This window comes from Amycolatopsis sp. NPDC023774, from assembly GCF_040639695.1.
Taxonomy (GTDB): domain Bacteria; phylum Actinomycetota; class Actinomycetes; order Mycobacteriales; family Pseudonocardiaceae; genus Amycolatopsis.
In genome coordinates this window covers 43,578-58,825 of sequence record NZ_JBFAAJ010000001.1, presented here as the reverse complement: position 1 = coordinate 58,825, position 15,248 = coordinate 43,578, and the positions used below count along the sequence as shown (strand labels likewise).

At 70.4% G+C, this 15,248-nt stretch carries 11 protein-coding genes; 2 read left to right on the top strand and 9 right to left on the bottom strand.

Annotation, left to right across the window (positions count from 1 at the left end):
• The first annotated feature begins 496 nt into the window (after positions 1-496).
• Positions 497-1,147 carry a hypothetical protein gene (locus AB0F91_RS00295; RefSeq protein ID WP_360593450.1) on the top strand — a complete coding sequence of 217 codons (651 nt, stop codon included), beginning with the start codon at positions 497-499 and terminating at the stop codon, positions 1,145-1,147.
• 656 nt (positions 1,148-1,803) lie between these two features.
• Here the strand turns inward: AB0F91_RS00295 and AB0F91_RS00290 are convergent.
• The 8 genes from AB0F91_RS00290 to AB0F91_RS00255 form a co-directional block, all read right to left on the bottom strand.
• Positions 1,804-4,596 carry a BTAD domain-containing putative transcriptional regulator gene (locus AB0F91_RS00290; RefSeq protein ID WP_360593448.1) on the bottom strand — a complete coding sequence of 931 codons (2,793 nt, stop codon included), beginning with the start codon at positions 4,594-4,596 and terminating at the stop codon, positions 1,804-1,806.
• A 474-nt stretch (positions 4,597-5,070) separates the two neighbouring features.
• Positions 5,071-5,973: an ectoine hydroxylase gene (gene thpD, locus AB0F91_RS00285; protein ID WP_360593447.1), complete on the bottom strand. Its 903-nt coding sequence runs from the start codon at positions 5,971-5,973 to the stop codon at positions 5,071-5,073.
• Positions 5,974-6,045: 72 nt separating this feature from the next.
• On the bottom strand, positions 6,046-6,441 hold the full coding sequence (locus AB0F91_RS00280; RefSeq protein ID WP_360593445.1) for an ectoine synthase: 396 nt from the start codon (positions 6,439-6,441) through the stop codon (positions 6,046-6,048).
• A 27-nt stretch (positions 6,442-6,468) separates the two neighbouring features.
• On the bottom strand, positions 6,469-7,719 hold the full coding sequence (gene ectB, locus AB0F91_RS00275; RefSeq protein ID WP_360593443.1) for a diaminobutyrate--2-oxoglutarate transaminase: 1,251 nt from the start codon (positions 7,717-7,719) through the stop codon (positions 6,469-6,471).
• A 37-nt stretch (positions 7,720-7,756) separates the two neighbouring features.
• The gene (gene ectA / locus AB0F91_RS00270) at positions 7,757-8,260 is read right to left on the bottom strand and encodes a diaminobutyrate acetyltransferase (protein WP_360593442.1); all 504 of its coding nucleotides are present in this window, start codon (positions 8,258-8,260) and stop codon (positions 7,757-7,759) included.
• A 260-nt stretch (positions 8,261-8,520) separates the two neighbouring features.
• Positions 8,521-11,694, bottom strand: a complete 3,174-nt coding sequence (locus tag AB0F91_RS00265; protein WP_360593440.1) for a patatin-like protein — start codon at positions 11,692-11,694, stop codon at positions 8,521-8,523.
• Positions 11,695-11,743: 49 nt separating this feature from the next.
• Complete coding sequence (locus AB0F91_RS00260; protein ID WP_360593438.1) at positions 11,744-12,988, bottom strand: DUF445 domain-containing protein; 1,245 nt, start codon at positions 12,986-12,988, stop codon at positions 11,744-11,746.
• Position 12,989: 1 nt separating this feature from the next.
• A complete protein-coding gene (locus AB0F91_RS00255) occupies positions 12,990-13,781 on the bottom strand; it encodes an Abi-alpha family protein (protein WP_360593436.1) in 792 nt (263 codons plus the stop codon).
• Between the two features lie 76 nt (positions 13,782-13,857).
• On the opposite strand from AB0F91_RS00255, the gene AB0F91_RS00250 reads away from it, so the two are divergent.
• A complete protein-coding gene (locus tag AB0F91_RS00250; RefSeq protein ID WP_360593435.1) occupies positions 13,858-14,706 on the top strand; it encodes a maleylpyruvate isomerase family mycothiol-dependent enzyme in 849 nt (282 codons plus the stop codon).
• A 120-nt stretch (positions 14,707-14,826) separates the two neighbouring features.
• On the opposite strand, the gene AB0F91_RS00245 is transcribed toward AB0F91_RS00250, so the two are convergent.
• The gene (locus AB0F91_RS00245) at positions 14,827-15,210 is read right to left on the bottom strand and encodes a lipopolysaccharide assembly protein LapA domain-containing protein (RefSeq protein ID WP_360593433.1); all 384 of its coding nucleotides are present in this window, start codon (positions 15,208-15,210) and stop codon (positions 14,827-14,829) included.
• Between the last annotated feature and the right edge of the window lie 38 nt (positions 15,211-15,248).

Genomic DNA, 15,248 nt, shown 5'->3' with positions numbered 1-15,248 from the left:
GACAGGTGCGGGTTCGGCGGGGTGAATAAATGACATTTTCTGCTGCGTAACGATTTCGCCTCCCACTGGTCGGCGTGGGTTAACGTCGTCGCACTTCGACCCGGAAGGCCCCCGCATGACCTCCCCCGACCCGCGGCATCTCTCCGCCCCCGCGCGCCACGGCCGCTCTTCCGGACGTGCTTCCGCGCCGCCTGGCACCGGTTCCGACAACCGGGCCCGGGGTCGTGATTCCGCGGCGCGCGGTGGTGATTCCGCGGATTCCTTGCATCGAAGTAAAGGAACTGCGGATTCCGGTGCCGCCGCTTCGCGCAGTGGCGGATCCGGATCTTCCGGCTCGGGTGCGTGGCGCCTCGATCCCGCTGCACGCCTCGGCGGAACAGGCGACGGTGCGCGCCGTAGTGCCGGTGACCCCGGAGCTTCGGACTCCGGCACGTGGCGAGCCGAACCCGCCGCCTCGGCCCACCGCGGCGGTTCGTCGGACTCCGGCTCCTGGCGCGTGATCCCGCCCGACCCCCGGCTCGCGGCCGCTCCCGGCCGGGTCCTGCCCACGCCGCCGGACCGCACTCCGCCCAAGCCGAAGCCGAACGCCCTGGGCATCGTCGGCCTGGTCCTCGGCCTGGCCGCGATCGCGGCGGCGTTCATGCCGGACTACGGCTTCGTCGCGTGGCCGCTCGCGGGCGTCGGGCTGGCGCTGGGGCTCGTCGGCACGGTCCAGGCCACGCGCGGCACAGCGGGCGGCCGCGGCATCGCGGTGACGGCGGTGATCGTCGCGGTGATCGCGGCCCTGCTGTCGGCCACGATGGTGCTGTTCCCGTCGGTCTTCGGCACCAGCAGCGCCGGCGACCTCCACATCCCGCCAACCCCGGGCGACGAACACAACGTCGACTTCGTCGTCACGTCGGCCGGCGGCGCCACCGTCCGCTACGGCACCCTCAACGACCAGCGCACCGAGTCGGCCCCCGCGAGCACCGACCAGTGGCACGGCCACGGCTCCTTCAGCGGCGGCACCCCGATCCTCAGCCTGACCGCCGACACCGCCAACGCGAGCGTCGTGAACCAGATCTCCTGCACGATCCTCGTGGACGGCAAGACCGTAGCCGACAACAGTGGTTCGACGATCGCGCTGTGCACGGCGAACGTGGAGTGACGGCCGAGGCTTTGCACCGTCCCGGCGACGCCCTGGACGAACGAAGTTCGATCGGCAGGCCCCCCGGCCGCTCGGATGACCGCCCAGGTGCTCTCGCCACCTCAGGGCCTGGCGGCCGGCCGGCCTACCCCCAAGTCGGCCGGCCAACCGCCACCGAGCCGCTCCTGGCGACTCTTCCGGACCCGCCGCACGCGACCGCGGACCCGCGGCGCCGGCTTCACGGCCTGCCCCTCCCCTAGGGCTCCGCCGACACCGCCTACGACCCTACGCGGCCCCCACCCCTGGACGCTAAGAAACCACTAAGTATGCCCATGCGGGGTATCCTCGACCTGCGCAAACGTGGGTGAACACTGTGCAAGAAACCTCTTGCGCATCCCCTCGCGGAGCGATCTTCACCTGATCTCCGCACCATGCCGGTCACCAGCTCCCACCGACCAGCGGTTCTCCGGCTTCCGGCTGCGCCCGAGGGGGCGCCCCTCCGGCCCCGACAGACAGCCCCCGCCCTGGCGGGGGGGGGACGTCCCCGAGTCCGTTCTCTGTGCAGCCTGGCGACAAAACGCCGGCCAAGACACCTGCCGGGCCTGCGCTCGCCAGAGGCAAGCCCTCAAAGCAGACGCGAAAGCAGCGCCAACGAACCGCTCAGCCTGTCGAGCCGGTCACTCCAGCTCACCAGCCTCCAGCCCAGCAGCCCCGAGCTCAGCAGCCTCCGCCTGCACCTCCGGAACCTGAGCCGGATTCACCCGCCCGTACAGCACCGCCGCCAGGGCGTACTGGTCCCGAGCCAACCCCGCCGTCGACGGCGACGACCGCAAGATCCGCGCCAGAGTCACCCGGAGGATCGCCTCGTGCAGGTCGAACCCCCGGGCGTGCGCGAGGTCGATCCCCTCCCACGCATAACGCGAGGCCCTGGCCGAATCCCCCAAGCGCTGCGACAAGTCGGCCAGGTTGTTCAGCGACACGACGGCGTAGCTGTCGTTGCCCAGCTCCCGGTCGATCGCCAGTGAGGCCAGCTCGTGAGCCACCGCCTCCTCGAAGCGGCCGGCGCGCTTCTCGGTCTCGGCGCAGTTGTTCAGCGCCTGCCCACGAAGCTCGAGGTCGCCGGTGCGTTCGGTTTCGGCGACGGCCTCCAGCAGGCGGGAGATGGCTTCGTCGTGGCGGGACAGCAGGGACAGCACGCTGCCGAGGTGGATGTTGGCGACCGTGATGGAGCGTTTGTCGCCGAGCCGCACCGCGAGGTCCAGTGCGCGTTCGGCGTCGGCGTGACAGACCTCGGGCAGCTCGAACGTCAGGGCGATGGCGCAGCGCGAAATGAGCATCCAGCACTGGCCGAGGATCTCGCCGGAGGCCTCGGCGGCGGCCAGGCCCAGGTCCACCAGGCGGGTCCACTCGTCCAGCAGGGGACAGACCACGCGGTAGGTGTGCGAAACCCGGGCGAGGCGCCAGACGTCGCCGTACAACGCGGCGGAATACGCGGCGTCCAGGACCGCCAGGAGGTTGGCCCACTCGGCCCCGAACCAGTCCTGGGCCTCGTCGAATGTGCGCAGCGCCGGAAGGGCGGCGGCCGGCAGGAGGCCGGTCAGGTCGAGCGGGTCGACGATGCGCAGCATGCGGCGGCGGGCCGTGTCGGAGGCGGCCTGGTAGAAGTGCACGGCGCGGACCAGGACCGCTTCCGTCGAACCACTGTCCAGTTCGGACTCCGCGAGGTCCCTCAGGTAGAGCCGCACCAAGTCGTGGGGTGCGAAGACGCCGCGGGCTGTCTCGGTCAGCAGGTTGTGCGCCGCCAGGGTGCGCAGGGCGCGGCGCGCGCGGTCCACGGGCATGGCCGCCACCGCGGCCGCCAGGTGCGGGCCGACCCGGCGGACGGGCAGGACGCCCAGCTGCAGCAGGAGGCGCGCCAGGTCCGAAGGGAGGCCACGGAACGAGACGTCGAACGCGGCCCGCACGCCGTCGTCCGCGCCGTCGAGCTCCAGGGCGGCAAGGCGGGTGCGTTCGTTGCCCAGCTCGTCGACGAGGTCCTGAGCGGTCCACTGTGGACTGGCTGACAGGCGCGCACCGGCGATGCGCAGGGCCAGCGGCAGGTAGCCGCACAAGCGCGCCAGGGCGTGGTTCAGGTCGAAGTCCGACGGCCCGGCCAGCTCTTCGATCAGGCTTACCGCGTCGCCGGGCGCCAAAGTGGCCAGCACACGCAGCCGGGCCGCATTGGACACAGCCAGGCCTTCGAGCTTCGACCGGCTCGTCACCACGGTCATCGACCGCGAACCCGGCGGCAGCAACGGCCGCACCTGCTCGGCCGAACGCGCGTCGTCGAGCAGCACCAGCATGCGGCGGCCCGCGATGCGCGAGCGGTACAACGCGACGCGTTCGTGGAGCTGCTCCGGCACGTCACCCGTCGCGACGCCCAGGCCCAGCAGGAACTGCGTGAGCAGCTCCGCGGGCTCCAGCGGCGCGTGCCGAGGGTCGAAACCGTGCAGCGAAGCGAACAACACACCATCCGGGAACCGCGCGGCCGTGTGGTGGGCCCACCACACGACCAGCGCGCTCTTGCCGACGCCCGCCGTCCCGGACACCACGGCGACGGTGCTCTCGCCGGTCTCTGCGAGGCCGTCGAGCCACGCCAGCTCGGCGTCGCGCCCGGCGAGCGAAGGCACCGCGGCGGGCAGCTGTGAAGGCGCTTTCACCGGCCCGGCGACCTCGGGGACGGCGACGTCCAGATCGTCGTTGAGCACGCGCTCGTGCAGCCACCTCAGTTCGCCGCCCGGTTCCACGCCGAGCGTGCGCAGCGTGGCCCGCGAGACGGTGCGGTAGAGCTCCAGCGCGTCGCCCCGGCGGCCGGCGTGGTAAAGCGCGCGCATGAGCTGCCCGGCCGCGCGCTCGGCCAGCGGGTCGGCGCGCACGAGCGGGCTGAGCTCCACGATCAGCTCGTTGTGGCGGCCCAGCTCCAGGTCGGCATCCACGCGCGCGCCGTGGATCGCGAGGCGCAGGTCCTCCAGTTCGGGCGCGCGCACCGAATCAGGCACGCCGGACAGCGCGGGTCCCCGCCACAGAGCCAACGCCGAGCCCAGCAGCGTCGACGCCTGCTCCGGCGGCTCCAGCACGGCGCGGTCCAGCAAGGCCCGGGCGCGGTGCACGTCGATGCGCGCCGGATCCACGGCCAGCTGGTAGCCGGGCGGGCTTGTGAGGATCTCCGCGACGGAGTCGCCGCCCAGGTGGCGCAGCACGCGGCGCAGGTGCGAGACGTTGCCGTGCACGATCGTCCGCGCCGTGGCGGGCGGGTCGTGGCCCCACAGCGCGTCGATGATCTCCTCGAGCGGTACGACCTTGCCGACCTTCAACGCCAGGAGCGCGAGCAGGCCTTTGACGCCCGGACCGCCGATGGAAACTGCACGTGCACCGTCGAGCAGGGTGACGGGGCCGAGCAGCTGCACGTGCGCGCCCGCGTTTTCGGCCATGCTCGCGCGCACCTCCCCGGGCTGGTTCCGGCGTCTCCCCCGCCAGGAGGCACAACCTACCGTGGTGATGAGCCGACAGACACAACTCTTTCGTGAACCCACACGCCGGACACGCGCGTGTCAGTCGCTTTTCACCGGCTATGCACAAGGTTTTCCCGACCGAGCAGCGGCCGTAGCCCGAATGTCGTAGGCGGCGTGCCCCGGACAAAACGAATCCGGCCCCGCACCATCAGTCCCGATCTGATGGTGCGGGGCCGGACTCGGTGACGTCGGCTGGGCCGCCAGGGGGCGCGGTCCACCCGACCTCAATGCTGTCCGGGCGGGACGGGTGGGCTCACCCCGAGCTAAGAACCCGGACTGCCTCGGACAGCTCCTCCGCGGCGGACCCACGAGGCCCGTGCGGAGTGGCGACAAAGTAACAGGACGCACATTCACGGCTACGGCCGACCCGCCGCCGCGCCGTGGTAACCCTCGTCACCGGCGCACCGGGGTGGCGTCGCGGCCGGCGATGAACGACGGCCTCGGGCTGCTGGCCGCGAAGGGTTCCTGCAGCGCGTTCTCGACGCTGTTGAACACCAGGAAGATGTTCGAGCGCGGGTACGGCGTGATGTTGTTCGACGACCCGTGCATCACGTTGGAGTCGAACCACAGCGCCGTGCCCGCCGCGCCGGTGAACTGGTCGATGCCGTACTCGGCCGCCATCTTCGTGATGTCGTCCTCGGCCGGTACACCGATGCGCTGGTCCTTGAGCGAGCTCTTGTAGTTGTCGTCCGGCGTCTCGCCCACGCACTGCACGAACGTGCGGTGCGAGCCCGGCATGACCATGAGCCCGCCGTTGTACGGGTAGTTGTCCGTGAGCGCGATCGAGCAGCTGACGGCCCGCGGCGTCGGCATGCCGTCCTCGGCGTGCCACGTCTCGAAGTCCGAGTGCCAGTAGAACCCCGTGCCCTTGAAGCCCGGCATGTAGTTCACGCGGCTCTGGTGGACGTAGACCTCGGATCCCAGCATCTGCCGGGCCCGGTCGAGGACCCGCGGGTCGCGCACGAGCTCCGCGATGAGGTCCGAGATCACGTGCACGTCGAAGATCGACCGGACCTCGCCGGTCTTCGCCTCGGTGATCACCCGCTCGTCGGCACGCAGCTCCTGGTCGGAGGACAGCCGCACGAGCTCCTGCCAGTACGTCTGGACCTCACCGGGCGAGAGCAGGCCTTCGTCGACGGTGTAGCCCTTGGCCTCGTGGTTGGCCAGGGTCGCGGCGTCGATGGGGCCGTCTGCTTCCGTACCCCACACCGTGGGGTGCACGCGCGGAAGTTGCTCCGGCGTACCGGTGATCCGGGTCGGGTAACCGTCCTCGACCCGGGTGTCCATCAGCGTCACAGTTGCTCGCCTCCTGATTTTTGCGTTCTTCCTGTCGGGGTGTGGTGGTGGCGCGGCGGCGGCCGGGAAGGCTCAGGCGGATTCTTCGGTGATGACCGGGTACACGCCGTTCTCGTCGTGCACCTCGCGGCCGGTGACCGGCGGGTTGAACACGCACACGCACTTGATCTCGGTCTTGGGCCGGACCTGGTGCTTGTCGTGGTCGTTGAGCACGTAGATGGTGCCCGGTGCCAGCGGGAAGACCTCACCGGTCGCCTTGTTCTCCACCTCACCCTCGCCGGAGGTGATGAACACGGCCTCGATGTGGTTGGCGTACCAGAAGTCGTTCACCGTGCCCGCGTACAGCGTGGTCTCGTGCACCGAGAAGCCCAAGCCGTCCTTGGCCAGCATGATGCGCTTGCTGCGCCAGTTGGGCGTCTTGATGTCAGCGTCGGTGTCGGTGACTTCGTCGAGAGTGCGGACCAGCAAAGGTCGCTCCTTACCTGTTGTTCGGGACTACTTGAGGACGGCGGCGATGGAGTCGTTGATGATCGACAAGCCCTGCGTCAGCTCGTCGTCGGTCAGCGTCAGCGGCGGCAGCAGCTTCATGACCTCGCCGTCGGGCCCGGAGGTCTCCATCAGCAGGCCGCGCTGGAACGCTTCCTTGCACACGGCGCCGGCCAGGTCGCCGTTCGCGAACTCGATGCCGCGCGCGAGGCCGCGGCCCTTCGCCACCAGGTTGGCGTCCGGGTAGGCCTCCACGATGTCCTTGAAGGCGGCGGCGATGCGCTCGCCCTTGGCCTTCGTGGACTTCTCGAGCTCGTCGTCGCTCCAGTAGAGGTTGATCGCCTCGGTGGCGGTCACGAACGCGGGGCTGATGCCGCGGAACGTGCCGTTGTGTTCACCGGGCTCCCAGACGTCGAGCTCCGGCTTGATGAGCGTGAGCGCCATCGGGATGCCGTAGCCGCCGATGGACTTCGACAGGCAGACGATGTCGGGCTTGATGCCCGCGTCCTCGAAGCTGAAGAACGGGCCGGTGCGGCCGCAGCCCATCTGCACGTCGTCGAGGATCAGCAGGATGCCGTGGCTTTCGCAGAGGTCCGAGAGACCCTTGAGCCAGTCGAGGCGCGCGGCGTTGATGCCGCCCTCGCCCTGCACGCCCTCCACGATCACGGCAGCGGGCTCGTTCAAGCCGCTGCCGGAGTCTTCGAGCAGCTTCTCGAAGTAGAGGAAGTCGGGGATCGTGCCGTCGAAGTAGCGGTCGTACGGCATCGGGGTGGCGTGCACGAGCGGGACGCCTGCGCCGCCACGCTTCATCGAGTTGCCGGTGACCGACAGCGCACCCAGCGTCATGCCGTGGAACGCGTTGGTGAAATTGATGACCGACTCCTTGCCGGTCACCTTCCGGGCGAGCTTCAGCGCGGCTTCCACCGCGTTGGCGCCACCGGGACCGGGGAAGACGATCTTGTAGTCCAGCTCGCGCGGCGCGAGGATCTTCTCCCTGAAGGTCTCCAGGAAATCGCGCTTGGCCACGGTGAACATGTCGAGCGCGTGAGTCACGCCGTCGCGCTGGATGTAGTCGATCAGCGCGGCCTTGAGCTTGGGGTTGTTGTGGCCGTAGTTGAGCGCGCCGGCACCCGCGAAGAAGTCGAGGTAGGCCTTGCCCTCCTCGTCGTACAGCCAGCTGCCCTGCGCACGGTCGAAGACGACCGGCCACCCCCTGCTGTAACTGCGGACTTCCGATTCGAGCTCTTCGAAGATGCTCATGACGTTTCTTGCTCCTACTCGCCCCGAAATTGACGGCTTATTGACGGATCAACGGCCCGATGCGGTAAAGGTCTTCGGGCTGGTGCCCACCTTCGCCATCTTCCGGGAAATCTCCGGCTTCGAACAGCCTGCGGCTCTCCAGCGCGGCGTTCCACCGCTTGGCGAACGACGCGAAGAGCCGGATCGAAGCCTCGTTGTCAGGGGTGATCGTGGTTTCGAGGAAACGCACCCCGTCGTCGACCAGGCGGGCGTACAAGGCGTCGAGCAGCTGCCCGGCCAGGCCTTTCCCGCGCTGCGAAGAGTCGACCGCGACCTGCCACACGAGCGCGACGTCGGGCTCGGACGGCCTCCGGTAGGCGATGACGAAACCCACCGCCTCGCCGTCGACTCGGGCGACCACCGAACTCTCCGCGAAATCGCGGCACCACAGCAGGTATGCGTACGGAGAGTTGAGATCAAGCTTCTGCGAATCGCGCGCGATTCGCCAGAGGGCGGCGCCATCGGCCTTGGTCGGGGATTCGATCAAGTGCTTTCCGGACATACTCAGGAAACGTAACAGAGAATTTTCGCGCCGCCAGCGACGCCGACCACGTACACGCCGCTCACCTGCGGCAACGTGGATACCCCGGTGAGGAGCCCCACAAACATGTTTGATCGCCAGCGCGGCGGGGCATGACGTGCTTCTGGGCCACCCACCTCGGTGAGCGGCCGCGTGTCCCCCGACCATGACGCCTCACGCGGTTCGGCGCAAGACGGACGAACTCAGCGCCTGCTCACCCGGCGCGTCCCACCGGTGATCGGTCAGTTCCGCTGTGTGTTCCTCGCCGGTGTACGCCGCGTCCGCCGGCGCAGGACCGCGAGCGGGGTCCACACGGCCGGCAGCACGAGCAGCAGCACCACGAGCAGCCACCACACGGGTGCCTCGCCGCGGCGCCAGCCCGCGACCACCGTACCGAGCCAGCCGAACAACGGCTGCGCCAGCGGCGGCAGGAAAGCCGCGAACAGCAACGCCACCACCACGAGCACGCACAGGAGCGTGAGCACCATGCGCCACGTGCGTTTCAGCGTCAGCAGGCTCACCACGAGGAACACGACCGCGCCCGCCGCCACGGGCGGGCCGACCCACTGCAGCACCTGGCCGCCGTTGCCGCCCAGCACGAGGCCGGCCACGGCCGTCACAGCGGCCGCAACGAGGTTCCACGGACGGCCGAGCTTCGTCGCGCCCTGCGTGACCCACCACGCGCTGCGCCCGGTCGCCTGGACCACTTTCGCGGCGGGCTGCAGTGACGTCGGCACGCGGGTGGCGCCCGCGGCGGCGTTGACCCCGGTCGCACCGGCCTTCACGAGCGTCTTGGTGAGCAGCACCGTGCCGCGTTCACCTTCGAAGCGTTCGGCGGAGACCTGGCAGGCCTGGAACGCGCGTTGCGTCGCGGCGGCGTCCGCGGGCGGCGTGGCCATGACCGCGCGGAAGGTCGCGGACGGCTTGCCGTTGCCCTCGGCCGCGTCGTCGGCCGCCTGCTCGGCGACGATCGGCAACTCCTCGCGCGCGATCTCCAGCTGGCGAGCGCGCGCGAGCACCATCGACGTCACCGGCAGGCTCGTCGGCAGATCGTCGGTGAACGCCACGTCGGCCAGCTGCGCGTCAAGGCCCAGGAAGGCGAGCTCCTCGCCGAGCTGCGCGACGAGCGACTGCACGTCGGTGGCCGGCACGTTGTCGGCGACGCTCGGCAGCTGCCAGCCGACCGCCTGGAACGCCTCCCGCACCTCCGCGCGGAACGCCTCCGGGCCGACGACGTTGCGCAGCAGCCGCAGCCGGTGCGGGTCCAGCAGGCACTGCACAAGCCAGCCGACGGCGTCGACGCGGCCCCACATCCAGTCGTTCGCGCGCCACGAGGACTTGTAGAACGCGCCGAAGTAGTCGGCCTGCAGGCCGGTGAGCTTGTCCCAGCCGCGCCGGCGGCCGAGGTCGAGCAGGGTGCGCGAATCGGCGCTGACCTGCACGAGGTCCACGCGCTGGTCGACCGACGGCGGTTGGGCGAGCAGGCCGCGGGTGGCGACGTGCAAGAGGATCAGGCGCGACATCAGGGTGTGGTCGTTGCCGGGCTGGGCCTGGTTCGTGGGGTGCGCTGGATCCTCGGGCTGCGCTGCCACCTCGGGATGCGCCGGGGCCTCGGGCTGCCCTGCGACCACGGGCTGCGCCGCGACCCTGGGCTGCGCCGGATGGTCGGCCAGGCCGAACCAGCCGACCAGCGTCGTGACGGTGTCGACGGCGTCGGCCACCGTGCCGGCGACCTCCGTCTCCAGCTTGATCCCGGGAGTCGCGGGCGCCTGCCCGTTCATCTTCAGCACCGCCGTCGTCGCCAGCGAGTCGCTCGCCAGCTCCCGCAGCACCGGCCCCGCGTCGCGCAGGGCGCCGGTGACCAGCGGCCACGCTTCGCGCAGCGCGTCCGACGTGCCCAGCTGAGCCCATTCCCGTGCCAGCTGCGCGATCCAGTCGGCCGCGGACGTGCCCGCGGCCGGGGGTTCGTGCTTCGCCACCCAGGGCGAGATGCGGATGCCCCGTGCAGCCTTGCGTCGCGCCGCGTGCAGCCGCGCCCGGACTTCGTTGAGCGTGGCGGCCTGCTGCTCGTCCGGGCACAGGTGGAACGCGGCGCTCACCAGCTGCAGGCCCGCGGCGACGGAGTCGTCGAGCGCCGTGGTGCGGAAGGCGGCGAGGTCCTCGACCTGGCACACGGCTCCCGGCACCTTCGCCGGCATGCCGTGCCGGAGACCTTCGGCCGCCGCCGAGCGCAACTCCGTCGACATCCCCTTGGCCCAGCCGCTGTCTTTTCTGTCCACAGTGGACAATGCGTAGTACCGCGTGGCCGTGCGCACCAGCTCGGCCGCATCCTCGGCGACACGCCGGTCGAGGTAGGCGGCCATCACGCGGTGGTCCACCAGCTCACCGCCGCGCAGTCCCAGCGCGGCGAGGGAAACACGGGTGTCGCGGGTGGCGACCACGGCGTCGTTGTGCGCGGTGAGCTCCTCCAGATCGGAGCTGATCGTCTGGTTGATCACCGTCGAGACGACCTTCGCCAGCGCTGCGCCCAGCAGCGGCGGATTCGCCGGATCCACCGGCACCGCGGCCGCCTCGGCCTCCACGGTGGGCACCACGTAGAGCAGCAACCGCCGCACGTCCGACGAAGACGGCAGGTCGAAGATCTCCCGCAACGCCGGGCGCAGCGGCTTGTTCACGAGCACGCCGCCGTCGGTGAGCCAATGCGAGCGCGTGAGCTCGGTGTAGTCCCTCATGTCCGGGTGCAGCCGGTCCGCGACCCGGGGGCCCACCGGCAGCCGCGCCGGCTCGAACGCGCCGGGGAACGAAGCGGTCGAGCGCACCGCCAGCGCGAGCGGTGCCGTGACCTGGTTGTTCCACAGTGGACCGACGAAGCGGAACAGCATGCGGTGCTCGGTATCGCGCACGAGGTTGCCGAGCGCGTCGTCGTAGCGCACGGTCTCGCCGTCGATCATCGTGCCGGGCAGCAGCAGCGTCACGTCCGGCGGCTCGGCCGGCACGGTGCCGCCGGAGACGATCGCGCGGAACGCACCGTCGAGGAAGCCCAGGAACCGGTCGCCGTCGAGCAGCGAACGCGGCTGCGCCTCCTTCGGGTCGCGGATCAGGTTCGCCAGCGACGCGTCGGCCAGCAGCGCGTCACGCATCGGCGCGGGCGACGACCGGAACGCCTCCGCCAGCCCGAGGCCCGCCGCGCCGACGCCGCCGGCGCTCGTGCCGGTGAGCACGTCGAGACGCACCTTCGCCCGCAGCAGATCGAGCAGCTTCCGGTATCCGCCGGCCGGCTCAGCCGAGCGCGACGCCTGCAACAGCGCCGACGTCTCGGTGGCCACCCCGCTCATCCACACGGCCAGGCTCGCGCCCCCGACCATGGTCATCGCGAGCCGGATCTCCTGCGGCCACGGAGCCGCTCCCTCGCCCATGCCGCACCCCTCGACGCGCCGTCCCGACGGCAGCACCCTAGCGGCGCATTCAGGAGGCGAGGTGCTCCAGCAGCAGAACTTGGCCCTCCCCTACACAAAACCCGAGTACCGCGCCCGTCGCGATGAGGATCCACTCGTCCTGCTGGAACGCCGGGCGCAGCAGCTGCTCGAACTCCTCGGGCGAGAGCTCCTTCATCTTGGTGACCAGCACGTTGCGGATGTCCATCGCGTCGGTGGCGTAGTCCTCGATGTAGCGCATCGTGTCGGGCAGGCGCGCCATGATCTGCTCGGAGATCGCGAACTTCACGTCCTGGTAGCGGCGGCTGCCGATGGCGAACACCAGCAGCGGCTTCGCGACGTTGGCCGCGCGGCCGATCTCGACGTCGAGCTGGCGCTGGATCAACGCCAGCACACGATCGGACAGCGGCCCCTGCATGATCGCCTCGATCACGTTGTGCGGCGTGATGATCTCCTTGGCGATCAGCGCGCCGTACGCCTCGGCCACCTCCGCGCGCCGCTTCAGGAACAGGCCCTGCCACTGCACCCCGAAGTACCGCTTCGGCTCGAGCGGGTAGAAGATCATGCGCAGCGCCAGCCAGTCGGTGAACCAACCCGTGAACAGGCCGAAGATCGGCATGATCGGCGGGAGCTTGAACAGCACCCACGCCACCATCTGGATCACGCCGATCAGCCCGCCGAACACCAGGCCCGAGCGCGCGATGAACTTGAACTCCTGCTCGCCCGCCTCCTGGAAGATCCGGTTGAGCAGGCGCTTGTCCTTGACCAGGCTGGTGACGACCATGCCCTTGAGGTCGAACACACTGTCCACATCGGACTTGATGAGCTCCAGCACGGCCTTCACCATGTGCGGCGACTCGGTCTGCACGCGCTGGATCACCAGCCGCTGCACGCCCACCGGCAGCGATTCCCACAGCCCCGGCCGGTAGTGCCCGGCGACCTCGCGCACGATGTCCTCGACGGCCGCTTCCAGGGGTTTCGCGATCTCCTGCGCGATCCGGTCGGCGTCGAGGCGCGCGACGATCTCGGCCGGCTTGATCAGCTGCTCGGTCATCGTGTCGCACGCGATGCTCGCCATGCGCGCCGCGCGCTTCGGCACGATGCCCTGCCAGCCGAGGAACGGCTTGATCCCGAGGAACTCCACGGGCTGGAACATCATGCGGATCGCGACGAGCTTCGTGCCGTACCCGATGAGCGCGGCGACGACGGGGATCGAAACGTAGAGCGGCCAGTGGCGGGCGAAGTCGTCGAGCAGGCCCGAGAGGAACGCGCCCACGCTAGCCCAGGCTCGGGTCGCAGGCCTGCCAGAACTGAGCCCCGAGCCGGGAGATGTGCACGGTCCGGCGGATCACCTTCACCCGCTTCACGTGCTTCTCCACCTCGCGCACGGTCTCGTCGGTCAGGAGGATCTCGTACTGCGTTTCCAGGGCCGGCACCTCTTCGTCGAGGTCGACGAGGCCCAGCCCGATCAGCCGCGTGAGGTAACCGGGCACCTGGTCGGGCAGCGACACCCCGGCCGCCTTGCCGACGGTCGAGGCGTTGCGCAGCACGATCCGGCCAGCGCCACCGAGGTTCGTGCGCTCGGCGACGTCGACGGCGGGGAACGGCGAACCATCGGACAATGCGGCGAGGATGCGCGCCTCGTCGGGCGTGAGCTGGCGCAGGATGATCGCGTAAAGGTACTCACGCGCGCGTTCACGGCCGAAGCCGATGGAGTGGTTGAGCAGCTCGGCCATCGCCGCGCGCAGCGGCTCTTCGTGCTCGCGGGCGGGCACCAGCGTCACGCTCGATTCGACCACGCGGCCGCCTGCGTCGCCGCGGTTCATGGCCGACGCCGCGGTGAGCGCCGCGTGGTACGGGTCGTCGACCTCGTCGAGGCGGCGGCGCAACTCGCTGAGCAGGCTGCGCTCGACGTGCCGGATTCCGCGCTCGGCCTGGTCGAGCCCGGGCAGCTTGCGCGTGAGCCCGAACCCGGCCCGTGCGGCCCACCTGGCCAGCCGCCCGGCGTGACGAGCCACGTTGACCACGTCGTCGGCCGAGCCCCGGCCGTTCGGTCGCTGACTGTCCACAAGCGTGCTCCCCTCGTGTTCGGCGCTGATGCTACCCGCGGGTAGGCGATGCGGCCGGCGTGATCGCCGGTGTTGGATGGCGCGCATGACCGCCACCGCCTGGGGACCGCCGATCGACGTCCTCCCGCTGTTCGCCCGTGAGGAGCAAGCCCTGGTCAGCGTGCTCACGGACCTCGACGCCGGCCAGTGGGCCGCGTCGACGGCGTGCCCCGGCTGGACCGTGCACGACGTCGCCGCCCACATCCTGGGCGACAAGCTCGGGCGGCTTTCCCGGGACCGCGACGGCTACCACGTCGAAGAGCCTCGCGACGGTGAGCCGTGCCCGGCGTTCCTGCACCGGATCAACGACGAGTGGGTGCGCGCCTGCCGCCGGCTCTCGCCCGAGGTGCTGTTCGCGCTGCTCGTGGACAGCACCGCGCAGCTCACCGACATGTGGAAGCGCCACGACCTCGACGAGCTGGGCGGACCTGTCACGTGGGCGGGCCCGGAGCCGGCGCCGCTATGGCTCGACGTGGCGCGCGAGTACACCGAACTGTGGGTGCACCAGCAGCAGATCCGCGAAGCCGTGGGCGCGCCGCTGCTCGACGATCCCGAGTTCCGCGCGCCGGTGGTGGACACCTTCATGCGCGCCTTGCCCCACACGCTGCGCGCCGTCGAAGCCCGCAGCGGCCGTCAGGTCGGCTACGCCGTAACGGGCTCGAGTGGCGGCCAGTGGACCGCTTGCGCGTCGGCGAAGGGCTGGACGCTGGACCGCGGCGCGCCGACCTCACGCAGCCCGCTGGCTTCGGTGACCACGGACGCGGACACGTTCTGGCGCCTGTGCACGCGCACGGTGAAACCCGCCGACGTCGAGGACCGTGTGACGGTGAAGGGGGATGAAAGCGTTTGCGCGGCGGTGCTCGAGATGGTTGCGGTCCTCGCCTGACGCCGGCTCGCAAGCGCTTGCGGGCCCCCGCCCCCATGTGGCGTTGGGTGCGCAGAGCGCACCGAATGCCGCGTTCGGTGCGTTGAACGCAACCAACGCCGCATTGGGGCGCTCGCCGCCCTACTTGCGAGCGCGCCGGCTCGCCTTCTTCAGCTGCATGATCCGGGCTCCGCCGACGAGCGCGATGACCACCATCCCGCCGAGGGCGGCCAGGAGCATCGCGATGCCGAGCGGCAGGTTCCCGGCCATGCCGAGGAAGTGCACCGTGACGCTGTCGAGGTTCTGCAGGATGAACACCAGCAGGAACGCCAGCAGCACGATGGCCACGATCGCCGCCACCCACGCCCCGCTGACCCGCGTGGGCCGGCGTTTCTTGGTCGTGGGCGGCGGGGTCGTGGTGGGGTCAGTGGTGAACGGACCGGTCCCGGGCGCCTCGACACCCGGCACCTCAGGAGTCCCGGGGCTCGTGGCCCCGGTGGGGTTGTCACTTCGCGCGTGGGACATGCCCTGATTGTCCGCCCGGGTCCACCGGAACGCCGGTT

What these genes read in the sequence shown, in the direction of transcription:
- AB0F91_RS00245 (WP_360593433.1), bottom strand. Translation starts at nt 15,210, where the DNA reads ATGTCCCACGCGCGAAGTGACAACCCCACCGGGGCCACGAGCCCCGGG.
- AB0F91_RS00265 (WP_360593440.1), bottom strand. Translation starts at nt 11,694, where the DNA reads ATGGGCGAGGGAGCGGCTCCGTGGCCGCAGGAGATCCGGCTCGCGATG.
- AB0F91_RS00250 (WP_360593435.1), top strand. Translation starts at nt 13,858, where the DNA reads ATGGCGCGCATGACCGCCACCGCCTGGGGACCGCCGATCGACGTCCTC.
- ectA (WP_360593442.1), bottom strand. Translation starts at nt 8,260, where the DNA reads ATGTCCGGAAAGCACTTGATCGAATCCCCGACCAAGGCCGATGGCGCC.
- AB0F91_RS00290 (WP_360593448.1), bottom strand. Translation starts at nt 4,596, where the DNA reads ATGGCCGAAAACGCGGGCGCGCACGTGCAGCTGCTCGGCCCCGTCACC.
- ectB (WP_360593443.1), bottom strand. Translation starts at nt 7,719, where the DNA reads ATGAGCATCTTCGAAGAGCTCGAATCGGAAGTCCGCAGTTACAGCAGG.